This window comes from Polynucleobacter necessarius, assembly GCF_900095195.1.
Lineage (GTDB): Bacteria > Pseudomonadota > Gammaproteobacteria > Burkholderiales > Burkholderiaceae > Polynucleobacter > Polynucleobacter necessarius_G.
The window spans coordinates 1176917-1195401 of record NZ_LT606950.1; the positions used below are offsets into that span (position 1 = coordinate 1176917).

At 47.2% G+C, this 18485-nt stretch carries 13 protein-coding genes and 3 pseudogenes; 7 read left to right on the plus strand and 9 right to left on the minus strand.

What is annotated here, in order from left to right:
* Window positions 1-15: 15 nt before the first annotated feature.
* Window positions 16-2901 carry a valine--tRNA ligase gene (locus BQ1619_RS06630; protein WP_114662967.1) on the plus strand — a complete coding sequence of 962 codons (2886 nt, stop codon included), beginning with the start codon at window positions 16-18 and terminating at the stop codon, window positions 2899-2901.
* Window positions 2902-2915: 14 nt separating this feature from the next.
* Window positions 2916-3800: a UTP--glucose-1-phosphate uridylyltransferase GalU gene (galU, locus tag BQ1619_RS06635; protein ID WP_114662970.1), complete on the plus strand. Its 885-nt coding sequence runs from the start codon at window positions 2916-2918 to the stop codon at window positions 3798-3800.
* Between the two features lie 81 nt (window positions 3801-3881).
* Here the strand turns inward: galU and BQ1619_RS06640 are convergent, their stop codons facing one another.
* A complete protein-coding gene (locus tag BQ1619_RS06640) occupies window positions 3882-4109 on the minus strand; it encodes a sulfurtransferase TusA family protein (RefSeq protein ID WP_114663567.1) in 228 nt (75 codons plus the stop codon).
* Window positions 4110-4123: 14 nt separating this feature from the next.
* Entirely contained in the window at window positions 4124-6748 is a 2625-nt protein-coding gene (alaS, locus tag BQ1619_RS06645) for an alanine--tRNA ligase (protein WP_114662971.1), read from the minus strand.
* A gap of 123 nt (window positions 6749-6871) precedes the next feature.
* Here alaS and BQ1619_RS06650 point away from each other — a divergent pair, with 123 nt between their 5' ends.
* The 3 genes from BQ1619_RS06650 to BQ1619_RS06660 all read left to right on the plus strand — a co-directional run bounded on the left by BQ1619_RS06650 (window position 6872) and on the right by BQ1619_RS06660 (window position 10708).
* Complete coding sequence (locus BQ1619_RS06650) at window positions 6872-7333, plus strand: tripartite tricarboxylate transporter TctB family protein (RefSeq protein ID WP_114662972.1); 462 nt, start codon at window positions 6872-6874, stop codon at window positions 7331-7333.
* Between the two features lie 15 nt (window positions 7334-7348).
* The gene (locus BQ1619_RS06655; protein ID WP_114662973.1) at window positions 7349-8851 is read left to right on the plus strand and encodes a tripartite tricarboxylate transporter permease; all 1503 of its coding nucleotides are present in this window, start codon (window positions 7349-7351) and stop codon (window positions 8849-8851) included.
* An 84-nt stretch (window positions 8852-8935) separates the two neighbouring features.
* Window positions 8936-10708 carry a glutamine--tRNA ligase/YqeY domain fusion protein gene (locus tag BQ1619_RS06660; RefSeq protein WP_114662974.1) on the plus strand — a complete coding sequence of 591 codons (1773 nt, stop codon included), beginning with the start codon at window positions 8936-8938 and terminating at the stop codon, window positions 10706-10708.
* Here BQ1619_RS06660 and BQ1619_RS06665 read toward each other — a convergent pair.
* Window positions 10689-11585, minus strand: a complete 897-nt coding sequence (locus tag BQ1619_RS06665) for an SDR family oxidoreductase (protein ID WP_231968576.1) — start codon at window positions 11583-11585, stop codon at window positions 10689-10691. The two genes, BQ1619_RS06660 and BQ1619_RS06665, sit on opposite strands and share 20 nt — an antisense overlap.
* A gap of 27 nt (window positions 11586-11612) precedes the next feature.
* Here BQ1619_RS06665 and BQ1619_RS06670 point away from each other — a divergent pair, with 27 nt between their 5' ends.
* Together BQ1619_RS06670 and BQ1619_RS06675 are read left to right on the plus strand one after the other, a co-directional pair.
* On the plus strand, window positions 11613-12653 hold the full coding sequence (locus BQ1619_RS06670) for a CDP-6-deoxy-delta-3,4-glucoseen reductase (RefSeq protein ID WP_114662976.1): 1041 nt from the start codon (window positions 11613-11615) through the stop codon (window positions 12651-12653).
* Between the two features lie 56 nt (window positions 12654-12709).
* On the plus strand, window positions 12710-13900 hold the full coding sequence (locus tag BQ1619_RS06675; protein ID WP_114662977.1) for an acetylornithine transaminase: 1191 nt from the start codon (window positions 12710-12712) through the stop codon (window positions 13898-13900).
* A 20-nt stretch (window positions 13901-13920) separates the two neighbouring features.
* On the opposite strand, the gene BQ1619_RS06680 is transcribed toward BQ1619_RS06675, so the two are convergent.
* From BQ1619_RS06680 to BQ1619_RS06705, 6 genes and pseudogenes are all read right to left on the minus strand, one after another.
* Window positions 13921-14637, minus strand: a complete 717-nt coding sequence (locus BQ1619_RS06680) for an ABC transporter ATP-binding protein (protein WP_114662978.1) — start codon at window positions 14635-14637, stop codon at window positions 13921-13923.
* Window positions 14634-15406 (minus strand): annotated as a pseudogene (locus BQ1619_RS06685) (ABC transporter ATP-binding protein). The gene BQ1619_RS06680 and the pseudogene BQ1619_RS06685 overlap by 4 nt, the downstream one beginning before the upstream one ends.
* Before the next feature lies 1 nt (window position 15407).
* Window positions 15408-15793 (minus strand): annotated as a pseudogene (locus BQ1619_RS06690) (branched-chain amino acid ABC transporter permease); the annotation flags it as partial.
* A 16-nt stretch (window positions 15794-15809) separates the two neighbouring features.
* Window positions 15810-16914 (minus strand): annotated as a pseudogene (locus tag BQ1619_RS06695) (branched-chain amino acid ABC transporter substrate-binding protein).
* A gap of 97 nt (window positions 16915-17011) precedes the next feature.
* Window positions 17012-17953, minus strand: coding sequence for a 4-hydroxy-3-methylbut-2-enyl diphosphate reductase (ispH, locus tag BQ1619_RS06700; RefSeq protein ID WP_114662981.1), 942 nt, complete (start codon window positions 17951-17953; stop codon window positions 17012-17014).
* Between the two features lie 3 nt (window positions 17954-17956).
* On the minus strand, window positions 17957-18403 hold the full coding sequence (locus BQ1619_RS06705) for an FKBP-type peptidyl-prolyl cis-trans isomerase (RefSeq protein WP_197711906.1): 447 nt from the start codon (window positions 18401-18403) through the stop codon (window positions 17957-17959).
* Between the last annotated feature and the right edge of the window lie 82 nt (window positions 18404-18485).

Here is an 18485-nt window from a genome sequence, read left to right on the forward strand (position 1 = left end):
TATAATTTGCCTCTTATGCCAAACGCCTCAAATATTCCTAATTCACCAGCCACCAGTTCAATCGATGAACTAGCTAAATCCTATGAGCCAGCCCCAATAGAAGCCTATTGGGGTCCAGAGTGGGAACGCAGAGGCATTGCCGATGCCAGCATGGATGGGGGTAAGAGCGACTTCTCCATTCAATTGCCACCACCAAATGTCACTGGCACTCTACATATGGGGCATGCTTTCAACCAAACCATTATGGATGGATTGGTTCGCCATGCCCGCATGTCTGGAAAAAATACCTTGTGGGTTCCGGGAACGGATCATGCTGGGATCGCTACACAGATTGTTGTAGAGCGTCAGCTCGATGCGCAAAAAGTATCGCGCCATGATTTAGGTCGCGAAAAGTTTCTCGAAAAAATTTGGGAGTGGAAAGAAACTTCTGGCAATACCATCACCCGTCAAATTCGCCGTCTTGGTGCATCCATTGATTGGGGTAAAGAATATTTCACGATGGACAGCAAAATGTCCAAAGCCGTGGTTGAGGTGTTTGTTCGACTGCACGAACAAGGTTTAATCTATCGCGGCAAACGATTGGTAAATTGGGACCCCGTTCTGGGTACTGCCGTTTCTGATCTAGAAGTGGTGAGCGAAGAAGAAGATGGCTCTATGTGGCATATCCGCTATCCATTGGCGGATGGCTCTGGTCACCTCACAGTCGCCACCACTCGTCCTGAAACCTTGTTGGGTGACGTCGCGGTGATGGTGAACCCAGAAGATGAGCGCTACAAACACCTGATTGGTCAATCTGTTCATCTCCCCTTATGCGATCGTCAAATACCGATCATTGCAGATGAGTATGTGGATTTGAATTTTGGAACCGGGGTTGTAAAAGTCACCCCCGCACATGACTTTAACGACTACTCAGTTGGACAACGCCATCAATTACCGTTAATCAACATCCTTACCTTGGATGCCAAGATTAATGAAAATGCGCCTGCCGCTTATCAGGGCATGGAACGTTTTGCTGCGCGCAAACAGATCGTTGCTGACCTAGATGCCGCTGGTCTACTCGAAAAAGTACAACCACATAAATTAATGGTGCCACGTGGTGATCGTACGCAAACGATTATTGAGCCCATGCTGACTGACCAGTGGTTTGTGGCGATGTCTAAGCCAAGTACAGATAATCAATATCAACCAGGCTCTTCTATTGCCGGCGCAGCGTTAGATGCTGTTACTAAAGGCGATATCAAGTTAGTCCCCAAAAACTGGATCAATACTTACACCCAATGGCTGAAAAACATTCAGGACTGGTGCATCTCTCGTCAGCTTTGGTGGGGACATCAAATTCCCGCATGGTACGGGGATGATGGGCAGATTTTTGTGGCACGCTCGGAGGAAGAAGCCAAAGCTGCGGCAACTGGCTATGCTGGCCAACTCCATCGCGATCCAGATGTACTCGATACTTGGTTTAGCTCGGCACTGGTACCATTTAGTTCCTTAGGCTGGCCTGACAAGATAGCTGCTCTAGATCACTTTTTGCCATCCTCGGTATTGGTGACAGGCTTTGACATCATCTTCTTTTGGGTGGCACGCATGGTCATGATGACTTGCCACTTCACAGGTAAAGTGCCGTTTCATACCGTCTATGTTCATGGATTGGTGCGTGATGCAGAAGGTCAGAAAATGAGCAAATCCAAAGGTAACACCTTGGATCCAATTGATCTGATTGATGGCATCAAGATTGAAGAGTTGGTAGAGAAACGCACTACTGGCCTCATGAACCCAAAGCAAGCGGAAAGCATTAGCAAGAAAACCAAAAAAGAATTTCCGGAAGGCATTCCTGCTTTTGGCACCGATGCACTGCGTTTTACATTTGCATCGCTTGCGTCATTAGGCCGCAATATCAATTTTGATCAAAAACGTTGCGAAGGCTATCGTAATTTCTGCAACAAACTGTGGAATGCTACCCGCTTTGTTCTCATGAACTGCCCCGGTGGAGATGAAGACAATGGTTTAGCCCCCTGCGACAACCAATATGGCCCAGAAGGTTATTTGGATTTCTCACCGGCAGATCGCTGGATTGTGTCTCAACTGCAACGCACCGAGGCTGAGGTTGCTAAAGGCTTCCAAAACTATCGCTTTGATAACATTGCCAGCAACATCTATCAATTTGCATGGGACGAATACTGCGACTGGTATCTCGAGCTCGCCAAAGTTCAACTGCAAACAGGTACGCCCGCCCAGCAGCGCGCTACCCGCCGAACATTATTACGCGTCTTGGAAACCATTTTGCGTCTTGCTCATCCACTTATTCCATTTATCACCGAAACATTGTGGCAAACGGTTGGACCAAAGTCTGGCAAAGAGCTCGCTAAACAAGCTAAACAAACAATCGCCTTGCAACCCTATCCTGTTTCTCAACCCGAAAAGATCGATGAGCAGAGCGAAGTGTGGGTTGCACAAGTAAAAGCGATTGTGGATGCCTGCAGAAACTTACGCGGTGAGATGCAAGTCCCTCCTGGCCAAAAAGTTCCCCTCTGGATTTATGGCCCAGATGCCTTCTTACAAAAAGCAACGCCCCACCTACTTGCTCTGGCTAAATTGAGCGAAGTCAAAATCTATAGCGATGAATCTGCTCTAGAAAAAGATGCGCCTGGTGCGCCAATTGCTTTAGTTGGTGATATCAAGCTACTCTTGAAGATCGAGGTGGACATTGCAGCAGAGCGCGTTCGCTTTGTCAAGGAAATTGAGCGCCTAGCAAATGAAATTACCAAAGCAAAGGGTAAATTGAGCAATGAAAGCTTTGTGGCTCGCGCCCCAGCAGAGGTGGTAGCTCAAGAAAAACAACGCCTTGCAGGATTCGAGCAAAATCATGAGAAGCTTGTTGCACAATTAGAGCGTCTTAAATAAAGATTGGATTATTGATGCCATTAACCACGAAAGCCGTTACCAAAGCCGTCTTCCCTGTTGCTGGTCTAGGCACGCGCTTTTTGCCTGCTACGAAAGCAAGCCCCAAAGAGATGCTCAATGTGGTTGATAAGCCCCTGATTCAATATGCTGTTGAAGAGGCTATTGCGGCTGGCATTACTGAAATGATCTTTGTTACTGGGCGTAGCAAACGTGCCATTGAGGATCATTTTGATAAAGCGTATGAGCTCGAAGCCGAACTGGAAGCCAAAAATAAACAGGCCTTGCTGGAGATAGTGCGTAGCGTAAAACCCAGTCACGTAGATTGTGTTTATGTTCGCCAACCCGAAGTGCTTGGACTTGGCCATGCTGTATTGTGCGCAGAGAAATTAGTCCGCGACGAGCCTTTCGCCATCATCTTAGCGGATGACTTATTAGATGGTCAGCCACCTGTGCTCAAGCAGATGCTCAATGTTTTTAATGAACATAATGGTTCGGTCATTGCAGTTGAGAAAATTGATCCGGCCAAAAGTAGTTCATACGGAATCGTTGCCGGTACCGAAGCTGCTAAAGGGATTCATCGCCTCAATGGCATTGTGGAAAAACCGCAACCAAAAGATGCGCCATCAAACCTAGCGGTCGTTGGTCGTTACGTTCTCTCGTCCGACATCTTCAGGCACATTCGCAACCTTAAGCCAGGCGCTGGGGGTGAGATACAGCTGACTGACGCAATTGCCACCTTGCTGAAAGAGGAACCCGTCTTTGCCTATGAGTACGATGGCGTGCGCTACGACTGTGGTAGCAAACTTGGCTATCTCAAAGCATCCGTTGAATTTGCTTTACGCCACCCCGAGGTATCGGGCGATTTCGCTGCTTACCTGAAAAGTCGTTCCCTCACTTAAATTACTAGCGAGATAAAATAAAAAGGCGGGTATCTCTCTCGCCTTTTTGTTTGCACTTCAGATCTCACTCAGCTGTATTGTTTATCTTCTTTTTAGAAAGAAAACCAACACATCACCTTCAGTGGTGCTAGCAATCAGTTCGTTGCCAGTCTGCTTCGCGAACGCAGGAAAATCTCGAGCAGCCCCGGAATCGGTTGCTTTAATTTTGAGAACCTCACCGGATTGCATGGTTGCCAACGCTTTTTTGGTCCGCAAAATTGGCAAAGGGCAATTCATTCCAATCGCATCGACTTCGGCATTGAAAGTAATATTCGCTACTTCGCTCATTTACTTGCAACCCAATCTTTTACGCCAGCTAAGGCAGCGCTCAATTTAGCAGGATCATTACCACCAGCCATTGCCATTTCTGGTTTTCCGCCCCCTTTACCACCCACCTGTTGGGCGACAAAGTTCACAAGTTCATCAGCCTTTATCTTGCCAACCGAATCCGCAGTCACGCCAGCAATTAGACTGACCTTATCACCCTGAACTGAGGCTAATACGATGGCGGCTGTTTTGAGCTTAGCTTTCAACGCGTCCATCGTCTCACGCAATACGCCAGCATCAGCGGTATCAAGACGAGCAGCCAATACTTTCAAGCCATTAACGTCAATAGCTTGTCCAGCCAGTTCATCGCCTTGGCTTGCCGCTAATTTTGAGTTCACCTTCTCCAACTCGCGTTCTGCTTGGCGCAGACTCTCTTGCAATTGCACAACCCGATTTACTAAGTCTCCAGGATGCGTTTTGAGAATCGCTGCGGCCTTATTGATTCGATCTTCTAAGCCTTGCAAAAATTGGAAAGCATTGTTACCAGTAACTGCCTCAACACGGCGAATGCCTGCCGCAACACCGCCCTCGGAGACAATCTTCAAACTACCGATATCACCAGTACGTGACACATGAGTGCCACCACATAATTCTTTCGAGCTACCAATCTCCAGAACCCGTACTTCGTCGCCGTATTTCTCGCCAAATAGCATCATCGCCCCCGTCTTTTGAGCATCCTCAAGGGACATTACCTTTCCAGAGGTTGTGGTATTAACCAAAATCTCAGCGTTAACAATATCTTCGATGCGACGAATTTGTTCAGCAGTAATAGGGGCATTATACGTAAAGTCAAAACGGGTCTTAGTTGCATCAACCAGCGAGCCCTTTTGCTGCACATGATCCCCCAGTACTTCACGTAAGGCTTTATGCAAGATATGGGTAGCACTGTGGTTGCGCATGGTCTCGGTTCTTTGCTGAACGTCAACCAAAGCATTCAAGGAATCACCAACTTTCAGTTCGCCTTCAATAAGCTCACCCTGATGACCAAACACATCCGCCTGAATCTTGAAGGTGTCTTCTACAGCAAATCGAACGGTTTCATTGCGTAACTCGCCTTTGTCGCCAACTTGACCGCCAGACTCCGCATAAAAAGGAGTGTTATCCAACACAACTACTGCGGCGTCGCCAGCCTTCACCACAGCCACTTCAGAGCCATCCACATACAGCGCAGTCACTTTAGCGCCCTCATGCTTTAAGGTGTCATAACCATGAAATTGGGTAGGCTTGCCTTTGTACTCTAGGCCTTGTGCCACCTTAAATTTCCCCGCAGCTCGCGCCTGATCGCGTTGCTTTTGCATTGCCACTTCAAAACCATCGGCATCCACTGTCACGCCGCGTTCGCGACACACGTCCGCAGTTAAATCCAATGGGAAGCCAAAAGTGTCATGCAAGCGGAATGCTGTTTCGCCATCCACCATTTTTGCGCCACCTGCTAATGCGCCGTCCAAAATTTCCATGCCATTTGCAATGGTCTGAAAAAAACGCTTTTCTTCCTGTTTTAGAATTTCACTCACTTTATCTTGTGCAGCACGCAACTCTGGATACGCATCGCCCATTTCTTTTACAAGCGCAGGCACTAACCGATAGAAGAATGGTTTGCGCGCTCCCAACTTATAGCCATGACGAATCGCACGGCGTGCAATACGACGCAAAACACAACCTCTTCCTGCGTTACCAGGGATCACACCGTCTACAACAATAAAACTGCAGGCGCGAATATGGTCTGCAATCACCTTCAGCGATGGGCTATCAGGATCACAATCCCCGCCACCAGCAGCTTCCACGGCATCCTTGGAAGCCTTGAGTAAATTGACGAAGAGATCGATCTCGTAATTGGAATGGACGTTTTGCAGGACGGCTGCAATTCGCTCAAGGCCCATGCCGGTATCGACGCTGGGCTTGGGTAACAAATGCATCACCCCAGCTTCATCGCGATTAAATTGCATGAACACGTTATTCCAGATTTCGATAAAACGATCGCCATCCCCTTCTGGGCTGCCGGGAGGGCCGCCAGGAATATGATCACCGTGATCATAAAAAATTTCGGTACAAGGTCCACATGGCCCCGTGTCGCCCATCATCCAAAAATTATCGGATGCGTAGCGAGCGCCTTTGTTATCTCCAATTCGAATAATGCGACCAGCCGGAACGCCGATCTGATCCTTCCAAATTGCATAGGCCTCATCATCTTCTGCGTAGACCGTAACCAGAAGCTTTTCTTTCGGCAATTTAAATACTTGGGTTAATAGATCCCATGCGTATTGAATGGCATCCCTTTTGAAATAGTCGCCAAACGAGAAGTTGCCCAACATTTCGAAAAAGGTGTGGTGACGCGTGGTATAGCCTACGTTATCCAAATCATTGTGCTTGCCACCCGCACGAATACATTTTTGGGCAGTGGTTGCTCGGGTGTAAGGGCGCTTATCAAAGCCCAAAAATACGTCCTTAAATTGGTTCATACCCGCGTTTGTAAAGAGCAAAGTTGGGTCATCTCCAGGAACTACAGGGCTGGAGGGGATAATTTGGTGGCCCTTTTGGGCAAAGAAATCCAGGTAAGCCTGGCGAATTTGGGAGACTTTCATGCTAATAATTATCGCATTGGCACTACACTAGGGCAAACGCTAAACCACTAGACCCTAACCTAGCTTACAATCCCACAACATCAATAAAAATCGGCATTTAAGCCGACAAGCAAGGAGAGCAACTTGAAAATTCGCAATCAACGGGATTTTGGGGCAGGGATCATGTATATGGTCATTGGCCTCTTCTCCACTATTGTGGCCACCCAATACCCAATGGGAACTGCCGCCAAAATGGGTCCTGGTTACTTCCCCTTCTATTTAGGCATCTTAATGTTCCTATTAGGACTGCTTGTAGCAGTTAAGGCATTTGGAGCCAAAGCTGCCATTGAAAGCATTCCTAAATTCAATTGGAGAATCATGGCTCAGATTACGGGTGCAGTGGTCTTGTACGGCCTACTGCTTCCTCGTTTTGGATTTTTGATAGCGGTTGTGGTTTTGGTTTTTGTTGCAGCAAGTGCAAGCAGAGAATTCACCTGGAAAGGCACAGCTATTAATGCTGCATTTTTGGTGACATTCACTTATTCAGTATTTGTGGTGGGTCTGAAACTTCAGTTCCCCCAACTTCCAGCGTTTTTACAACAATAAAAGACGAGACAAAAAATGGATTTATTTACTAACTTAGGTCTCGGCTTTGAGACCGCATTTACCCTACAAAATCTCTTATATTGCTTAATCGGCTGCATCCTAGGAACCTTGATTGGCGTCCTTCCTGGCCTTGGCCCTATCGCTACGATTGCAATGCTATTACCAGCCACGTATGCACTACCCCCCATTGCTGCATTAATTATGTTGGCGGGTATTTACTACGGCTCACAGTACGGCGGCTCTACCACCGCTATTTTGCTCAATATTCCCGGGGAGACGTCGTCAGTTGTGACAGCAATTGATGGCTATCAAATGGCCCGTAATGGTCGAGCTGGGGTTGCGTTATTTACAGCTGGTTCAGCCTCATTTTTTGCCGGGTGTGTAGCTACTTTGGTTTTAGCAGCCTTTGCTGCCCCATTGTCGCAATTAGCATTTAAATTTGGGCCTGCAGAATATTTTTCATTAATGGTTTTGGGTCTTATTGGTGCGGTGGTCTTAGCATCAGGCTCATTAATCAAAGCAATCGGAATGATCATCCTTGGCCTCTTGATGGGCTTAATTGGTACCGATGTGAACTCGGGTGTGTCTCGTTATGCGTTTGACATCCCAGAATTAAGTGACGGTATCGGCTTCGTTGCAGTAGCAATGGGTGTTTTTGGTTTTGCCGAAATCATGAGCAACCTTGAAAAGCAAAGCGACGATGAAGGCTTTCTCAACAAGTTGACTAGCATGGTCCCAAGTAAGAATGATGTGAAACGCATGATTCCATCGATCCTGCGCGGCACAACCATTGGCTCCATTCTGGGAATTCTGCCGGGCGGCGGCGCGGCTCTTGCAGCGTTTGGTGCGTACTCTGTTGAAAAAAAATCCTCAAGGCATAGCGCTGAATTTAGTAAGGGTGCGATTGAGGGTGTCGCAGGTCCTGAAGCTGCTAACAATGCTGCGGCACAAACCTCATTCATCCCCTTGCTGACTCTAGGTATTCCACCAAATGCTGTTATGGCATTGATGGTGGGTGCGATGGCGATTCATAACATCCAGCCAGGCCCACAAGTGATGACTAGCAACCCAGCCCTATTCTGGGGTCTGATTGCTTCCATGTGGATTGGTAACGTCATGCTGATTCTCTTGAACTTGCCCCTGATTGGTATTTGGGTCAAGCTTTTGAAGATTCCATATCGCTTCTTGTACCCAGCCATTTTGGTGTTCTGCTGCATCGGCGTCTATACCGTGAACAACACCGTATTCGATGTTTACGTAACCGCTGGCTTTGGCTTAATTGGCTACCTCTTCTTTAAACTGGGTTGCGAACCCCCTCCATTACTTTTGGGTTTCGTACTCGGACCCATGATGGAAGAGAACTTCCGTCGTGCTTTATTGCTGTCTCGCGGCGATTTCTCAATCCTTGTCACTCGCCCACTATCACTGGGATTGCTCATCGCGGCAGCCTTGTTGGTTGTGATTGTGGCTCTTCCAGCTGTGAAAAAGACCCGCGAAGAGGCGTTCGTCGAAGACTGATTGCCATAAACCAAAACAGATCGAGCCCGCAGCAGTTTGCGGGCTTTTTCTTTATGGCTTGAGGGTTTTCTCTACAATGTGGCTATGTCCCAAGATAGCAAATCAACTAAGTCAGCCGCTGGGGCGGTTGCCGAACCATCCAATTTTCTGCGCCAAATCATTGATCAAGATTTGGCGAGCGGCAAATTCTCACAGCGCACCAATTTAGCGGGTGAACCCATTCCATCCATCATCACGCGTTTCCCGCCAGAACCAAATGGCTATTTGCATATTGGTCACGCCAAGAGTATTTGCTTGAACTTTGGTTTAGCCGCGGATTACAACCAGCAAGTGGGCGGTGCACGTTGCAATATGCGTCTTGATGACACCAATCCCGTTAAAGAGGATGTGGAATATGCCGACAGTATTTTGGATGCTATCAAATGGCTTGGCTTTGATTGGGGAACACATCTTTATCACGCAAGTGACTACTTCGACAAACTCTATGAGTTTGCTGAAATTTTGATTCAGAATGGCAAGGCATACGTCGATAGTCAAAGCGCCGATGATATTCATACTAATCGTGGCAACTTTGGCCAACCAGGAAAAAACAGCCCGTATCGTGATCGCAGCCCAGAGGAGAATCTGGCCCTCTTTCGTGAAATGCGTGACGGTAAATTCAAGGATGGTGAACATGTTCTGCGCTTAAAGATCGATATGGCTCACCCGAATATCGTGATGCGCGATCCTGTGGTGTACCGTATACGCCACACCGATCATCACCGCACAGGCAGCAAATGGTGCATTTACCCCCTGTATGACTTTACCCATTGCATCTCGGATGCCTTGGAAAACGTATCGCACTCTATCTGCACACTCGAATTTGAAAATAATCGCCTCTTGTATGACTGGATCGTGAATGCGTTGAGAGAGCTAGGCGTCTTTAAGGAGCCTGTTCCGCATCAGTATGAGTTTGCTCGCCTCAACTTGACCTACGCCATCGCCAGTAAGCGCAAACTTTTGCAATTGGTAAAAGAGAAACATGTTGATGGCTGGGATGATCCTCGCATGCCAACCATTGTTGGCATTCGTCGCCGCGGTTACACACCCGAGAGCATTCGTTTATTTTGCGAGCGTATTGGCGTTTCTAAAGCTGATAGCTGGATTGACATGAGCACTTTAGATCAAGCCTTACGCGATGATCTTGAAACAAAGGCGCCACGCGCAACTGCAGTATTAAAACCGCTCAAACTGGCGGTTCAAAATTTTGATGCTACCGCCAAAGAACCCTGCTCAGCTCCACGTCATCCGCAACATCCTGAGTGGGGCAACCGCGAATTTCATTTCACGCGCGAACTGTGGATTGAAGCGGATGACTTTATGAAAGAGCCGATCAAAGGTTTCTTTAGGCTTTATCCACCGATCGGCGATCAACCCGGCAGTCGCGTACGTCTGCGCCATGGTTTTGTAGTGGAATGTACCGGCTTTGAAACTGACGCTCAAGGTAATGTGACTCAAGTGAACGTGACACACTTCCCAGATAGCAAAAGCGGTACTCCTGGCTCTAATAATTACAAGGTGAAGGGTAATATTCACTGGATCAGCGCTGCAGAGGCCATCCCCACGGAAGTGCGCCTCTATGATCATCTATTCACCGACCCCCACCCAGATAGTGGCGATAAGAACTTCTTGGATTCCATCAATCCGAACTCCAAAGAAGTGATTACTGCCTACTTAGAGCCTTGTATGAGCGATGTAAAAGCAGAAGATCGCTTTCAGTTTGAGCGTCACGGCTATTTTGTTGCTGACACGAGAGACTCGAAACCTGGCAAACCGGTTTTCAACCGAACCGTTGGGCTTAAAGATTCTTGGAAATAGTCTTTAAAAAATCTGCTACGCTCGGATAGCGAAGTGGAGTTTTTAATTCGTGCAATCGAGTATTCGTGACTCGTCTAGATTCCCGCATAAAAGACCTTAGCATTGGGCTGACTAATTTTTGCAATTCCCTTGCTGGCATGCGGGGCGGTTTATCCAGGCCAAATGCACTAGCGACCTCATCAAAGTAATCCCCCATCTTGGTCTCGCTACCATCGCAGGCGTTGATGACTCTTTGAGGTTTGCCGTGATAAACCGCGGCACATACTAAGCGCGCTAAATCGTCGCTGTGAATATGATTGGAATAAGCATCTTCTTCAGGCAATAGTGCTGGGGTTTTAGACTGCAAGCGATCAATCGGTAATCGATCGAGTGCGTAGATCCCCGGTACTCGCAAAATAGTCACCGTCACTCCATGAGCTGGCCCCCACAATCGTAGAGTCCGCTCTGCATCCACCCTTCTCTGTGCCCTCTCGCTTTGCGGGTTCATCGGCGTTACCTCACTCACCCTAGCGCCACGATGATCGCCATAGACACCCGTAGTACTGATATAAATCAGACGCCTGACGATACCAGAGCCTTGGGCTAAAATTCGCAATAGGTTGCGGGTTCGGCAATCACGATTTCCTTGGTTTTGAGGTGGTGCCAAATGGATTACGGTTTGGGCTAATCCACCAAGACGCCATAACGACTCTGGATGATCCAGATCTCCAAGAATTGGAATCGCGCCGGCCTCCCTCAACTCCTGAAAACGATTTTGCGAAGAGGCTAGCGCAAAAACGCGGTGACTTCGGAAAAGCTGTTTTGCCACCCGAAGACCAATATCGCCGCAGCCAATGATCAGGATTGAAGGTTTACCAAAAGATTGCATAAGTAACATCGTAACGATTTATTGAAAGGAATGAGAGTGTCTTATCAGGTCACGCTCAAAACGAGTGGCAAACAATTCTCTGTAAGTCAGGATGAAACCGTTTTGGAAGCCGCCCTTCGTCATGGCATTAACCTTCCTTATGGCTGTAAAAATGGTGCGTGCGGATCCTGCAAGGGTAAAGTTCTTGAGGGTCAAATTACCCACGGTCAGCATAGCGAAAATGCTCTCAGCAAGGCCGATGAAACTGCGGGAGGCATTTTATTTTGCTGCTCCCATCCCCAGACCGATCTTGTCGTCGAAGCACGTGAAGTTCAAGGCGCCGGGGATATTGCGATTCGCAAGGTGCCGTGTCGCGTAAACACCATCCTCAAACCGAGCAACGATGTTGCTATCCTAAAACTTCAACTACCCGCCGCAGAACGCTTTCAGTTTTTAGCTGGCCAGTACATCGAATTTCTCCTAAAAGATGGACAACGGCGCGCTTACTCAATTGCTAACCCACCCGAGCAAGAGGGTCCGCTGGAACTTCACATTCGTCATCTACCCGGCGGCTTATTTACCGACTTTGTTTTTGGTGCAGTTTCGCCAGCCCTGGAAGAAAAAGATATTTTGCGTTTTGAGGGTCCACTAGGTAACTTCTTCCTGAGAGAAGACTCCAAAAAACCGATCATTTTCTTGGCTGCTGGCACAGGTTTTGCACCGATTAAATCGATCATTGAGCAAATGCAGGCAAAAAAAATCACTCGTTCGATAGAGCTATATTGGGGTGGTCGCTGTCCAAGCGACCTCTATCTTAATGAATTATGTAAACGCTGGGAACAAGAAATTCCAGACTTCAAGTACATCCCCGTAATTTCCGATGGACTTCCTGAAGATGTTTGGCAGGGTAGAACGGGTTTTGTCCATCAAGCGGTTATTGAAGACCATCCTGACCTTAAGGACTTTCAGGTCTACGCTTGCGGTGCACCGGTTATGGTGAACGCCGCTAGAAATGAATTTTCATCTAAATGTCATCTTCCCGAGGAAGAATTCTTTGCCGACTCATTTACCAGCGCAGCAGATTTAGTTGCAAGCTAACACGCATAAAGCTTGATAATAGAAACCAGAATAACCCCTAATTACCTTAACAGAGCATGAATACGCCACCCCCTATCGACACCCACTCAGTCATGTTTATCACCCAACGTCCAGATGTTGTGATGGTTGAGGGGAGTGGCTCGTGGTTAACCGATAACAATGGCAAACGGTATTTGGATTTCTTGCAAGGCTGGGCGGTTAATTGTTTAGGTCATGGTAATCCTGGAATGATTACAGCGCTCAATGCACAAGCCAAGAAACTAATTAACCCAAGTCCTGCGTTTTACAACGAACCAATGATTGGTTTGTCCAATCTGTTGACTGCCAATAGCTGCTTTAACAAAGTGTTTTTTGCGAATAGCGGAGCAGAAGCAAATGAGGGCGCCATTAAGTTAGCGCGCAAATGGGGTCAGCTCAATAAAAATGGTGCGTTTGAAATCATTACCTTTGATCATAGCTTTCATGGTCGCACCCTAGCGACGATGAGTGCCTCTGGAAAGCAAAACTGGGACACCATGTTTGCTCCACAAGTGCCGGGTTTTCCAAAGGCGGATTTAAACGACTTGGAGTCGGTTAAAAAACTCGTCACCGATAAAACGGTTGCAGTGATGCTTGAGCCCGTTCAAGGCGAAGGCGGCGTGATTCCGACAACCAAAGAATTTATGCGCGAACTCCGTCAGTTCACCAAGGAAAATAATATCCTGCTGATTGCTGATGAGGTCCAGGCAGGCTGTGGTCGTACTGGCACTTTATTCGCCTATCAACAATACGGTATTGAGCCTGACATCATGACTTTAGGAAAAGGTATTGGAGGAGGCGTCCCATTAGCAGCGTTGCTCGCCACCGATACTGTTGCTTGCTTTGTTCCTGGAGATCAAGGCGGAACTTATAACGGCAACCCTCTAATGACTGCCGTAGGTATTAGCGTAATTGAGCAATTACTTGCCCCTGGCTTTTTGGAGAATGTAAAAGCAAAAGGTGAGCTACTCAAATCGGAACTCCTCAAACTCAGCGCTGAATTCAATCTTGAGGGTGAGCGCGGAGAAGGTTTATTGCGCGTTCTGATGTTGGGCAAAGATATTGGTCCCAAGCTCGTTGAGCTAGCGCGTGAGCGGGGTCCAGAAGGGTTGCTGCTGAATTCTCCAAGACTCAACCTACTGCGTTTTATGCCAGCCCTCAACATAGCTGATGACGAGATTCATCAGATGTGCAATATGCTGCGCGAACTATTGAAGCAAACTGCTTAAACAATTCTCTGAAGAGTTCCCTATCCACCTAAATAGGCTGCACGCACTCTCGGGTCTTGTAGCAACTCCTGACCTGAGCCAGCGAGTGTGGTGAGCCCACCTTCCATCACATAGACACGATCTGCCATTTGCAATGCAAGGCGAGCATTTTGCTCGATCAAAAGAATGGTCATGCCATTTTTTGAGAGGTTACCAATCACCTCAAATATCGTTTCCACCATGATCGGGGATAAGCCCATCGATGGCTCATCCAGCAGTAAAAGCTTGGGCTCAGCCATCATGGCTCTACCCATGGCAACCATTTGCTGTTCACCACCTGATAAGGTGCCAGCAAGCTGCGAGAGACGCTCTTTTAATCTGGGGAAATACGCAAAAACCTCATCAAGCTTTTGATGAATAGCCTTAGCGTCCGTTTTTAGAAATGCGCCCATCTGCAAATTTTCCAGAATGGTCATCCGCTTAAATACACCGCGACCCTCGGGAACTAGGCCCAGACCCAACTTAACCAACTCATACGCGGGCAACGAATTTGTTTGATGATTTAAGAAATCAATCACACCAGATGCTGGCTTCAATAAACCCGCAATGGCTTTTAAGCTAGAACTTTTGCCAGCACCGTTAGCGCCAATCAAGGCCACCAACTCACCAGAATTCACATGGAGATCAATGCCTTTGACAGCATTAATACCGCCATAAGAGACTTTCAGATCTTGTACCTGCAGGATAGCGCTCATCAAACAGCTCCCTGACCAAGATAAGCCTTAATGACTTCAGGATGTTTGCGAACGTCGGTAGGATTACCTGCCGCAATCACTTTGCCATAGTCGAGCACCGTGAGGTTGTTACAAATTCCCATCACCAAACTGACATCGTGCTCAATCAACAGAATCGTTTTACCGTCGGCGCGGATACGCAATAGCAACTCACGTAATTCCAACTTCTCAGTCGCATTTATACCGGCAGCAGGCTCATCCAACGCCGACAACTTAGGCTCGGTAGCTAATGCTCTAGCAATTTCTAAACGACGTTGATGACCGTAGGACAAATTGCGCGCCCGCATATTGGCAAAGTCACTTAATCCAACATATGCCAACAATCTGAGTGATTTCTCGCGTATCGATTTTTCCTCAAGCTTGGTTGCAGGCAAACGCAAGATGGCGCCTAGCAGCCCAGACTTAGATCGGCAGTGACATCCCACCATGACATTTTCCAAAACAGACATTTCACCAAAGAGGCGAATGTTTTGAAATGTCCTGGCCAGACCAGATTTAGTCACCTCGGATACGGATTCCGGAAAATAGGGCTTTCCATCAAACAAAAAACTCCAGAGTCTGCTAGATATCAGCCAGTGATAACGTTAAAAAACGTCGTTTTACCAGCACAATTCGGGCCAATCAACCCAACAATCGAATCATGGGGAACTTCCAACCCAACAGAATCTAGGGCCTGCACTTCACCAAACCGTTTTGATACATCGGTGACGTCAAGCAAGGGTTTTGAGGGCATCTTAATCACCCCTCCTTTGCCAAATACCCCCAGGGCGATACAGCATATCAGAATTAGGGCTAAGCCATAAATTAATTGGCGAATCACTTCAACATCCACAATCACATGCCCAAAGAGTGCACGCTGAATCGGTTCAGCAACGCTACGTAAAATCTCTGGAAATACTGCTAAAACTACTGCGCCTAAAATCACACTTGGAATATGGCCAATACCGCCAAGTACTACCATTGCCAAAACAACAATGGATTCCCAGAGGGTGAACGATTCTGGTGACACAAATCCTTGAAACGCAGAAAATAGCACCCCAGAAACACCCGCAAAGGATGCGCCAATTGCAAAGGCCAGTAACTTCATATTTCGGGTATTAATTCCCATCGCTTTTGCGGCGCCCCTTTGATGTTATTTACATATTGATAACGTCTAGAACCGTTTTTTCTTGTCCTTGAAGTCGTATAAAGTAATAACGCCCTATTTCATATCACCCTTGCTATCAAAAGCAATATTGCCAATCAAACCATTCATTTTGGTTTCCGGCATTACTACCAAAACCTTTGTTGGATCGGTAGAGTTGGCACGTTTCATAGCATCAACTAAAACGTAAACAGCGTCGTATGTAAATGGCGCATAAATTTGTACATCCGCATTAAAACGCTCTTTGTAACGCTTCTGAAATTCAGCCCCTTAATAAGCCATCTTAGAGAGTGCTTTACCAGCCTCAGAGCAAGTGACATTCACTACAAGCATCATCCGCGAGTTCGGCCAACTTTTCGGTGCACATTCCGTCGCCACCGACAATCTTAGACTTAATACCCAACTCAGCTGCTTGTTTAGTTAGCGGGCCACCAGTAGCATCCATACCGCCATACATGATGACATCCGGCTTGTGCTACCTTTGATCTTCGTCAGAATAGCTTTGAAATCCGTTGCTTTGTTGTTACTTGCTTCGCGTGTCACCACTTTAACGCCAGCAGCCTTGACGGTCTTTTCAAATTCATCCGCTAAACCTTTACCGTACTGAGTCGAGTCATCAATAACGGCCACCGTTTTGGCTTTCAATGTCTTGGCAACATAATCGCCCAATGCTGGGCCTTGTTGCGCATCGGTTGCCACTAAACGATAGGTCGTTTTAAAACCTTGCTTGGTGTAATCTGGATTAGTAGCAGATGGAGAAATCTGGGTAATGCCTGCGTCACTATAAATTTTTGAGGCAGGGATACCGGTACCAGAGTTCAAGTGGCCAACAACGCCTACCACCTTTGCATCCACTAATTTTTGAGCGACTTGTGTTGTCGTTTTAGGATCTTCGGCATCATCTTCTGGAACCAAGGTAAGAACCACTTTTTTACCATCAATCGTTAAACCTGCTTTATTAATCTCTTCGAGTGCTAATTTTCATTAGCCTTACCTAAGTGAGCGATTGGACCTGTCAATGGGGCGACGTGCCCAATTTTGACTTCGACGCCATCTGCCGAAGCGGCATTATCGCCACCTTTACCGCAACCAGTCATGATTAACGCCACTGCGGACATAGCGATAGCACTCTTCACAACCTTCATTTTTGACGCCCTTGCATGAATCGTCTGCAGCTCCTTTGTTATGAATATTTCAGTCAACTAAATTTTTAGGTAGCGAGAAAGTAACATCCTCCACTACACCCGATAAGGTGCGCACACTGCGCGGCCCAAACTCTTGAATCTTCTTCACAATCGATTGCGCCAAACTCTCAGGGGCAGAAGCGCCAGCCGTTAAACCTCCCCGTTTTTTACCAACGAACCATTCTGGCTTGAGCTGCTCGGGCGCATCCACCATGTAAGACGGAACGCCCAACTTTTCCGATAATTCACGCAAACGATTCGAGTTCGAGCTAGTCGCACTTCCCACCACAATAACGACTTCTACTTGTGGCGCCATGAATTTCACCGCATCTTGACGATTTTGAGTGGCGTAACAAATATCTTGTTTGCGCGGTTGAACAATTTTGGGAAATTTTTTAGTGAGCGCCTCTACGATTTCTTTTGTTTCATCAACGGATAACGTAGTTTGCGTCACAAAAGCAATTTTTTCATCGGCAGAAAAAGGAAGGTCTGCAATATCGTTGACATTTTCGATTAAGAAAATGCCTTCTTTAACCTGGCCCATGGTTCCCTCGACTTCGGGATGCCCAGCATGCCCGATCATCAGTACTGTAAAACCCTCTTTACACATCTTGACAACCTCAAGATGTACCTTGGTTACCAACGGACAAGTTGCGTCATACACCTGTAAGCCACGTTGTTCGGCATCTTTGCGCACCTCTTGAGAAACGCCATGAGCACTAAATACAACAATTCCACCTTTGGGAACCTCATCAAGCTCCTCTACAAATATGGCGCCTTTATTACGCAATTCATTAACAACATAAGCGTTATGCACAATTTCATGACGCACATAAATTGGTGCTCCGAAGCGCGACAAAGCTTCATTCACAATATTGATCGCTCGATCAACCCCCGCACAAAAGCCGCGGGGCTGCGCCATCAAAATTTCAGGGGTATCTGTAATACTCATGCTTTAGAGAATGGCAACAATTTGCGCTTCAAACGTCACTTCACGACCGGCCAGCGGATGATTGAAATCGAACCATGCGCCCTCTTCATTAATCGATTGCAACACTCCAGCATATTGCGCGCCACCAGGCGCATTAAATTCAATCACATTGCCGGGATTAAATTCCACGTCATCATCGCGACGTTCTTTGAGCACCTTCAGTGAAACCCACTGAACAAAATCTTCCTTGCGCTCACCAAAACTTTCTTCGGGTTTTAAGAGGGCAGTTTTTTTATCACCTACACCCAGACCTAACAATACTTTTTCAAAGCAAGGTGCAAATTGTCCAGACCCCATCAAAACCGTCGCAGGCCGATCAACAAACGTATTGATGTAATCATCCCCGTTCGGGAGGGTGAGTCGATAGTTCAGGGTCAAATAAGAGTTTGGCAAAACAGTAAGCTTAGTCACAAAGTAATTGTATCTAACCCTGCGCCTCAAGAGGATTCGCCGATACCCTTTTGGCCAAAAAGTGATCGGCCTAGAGAAAAAC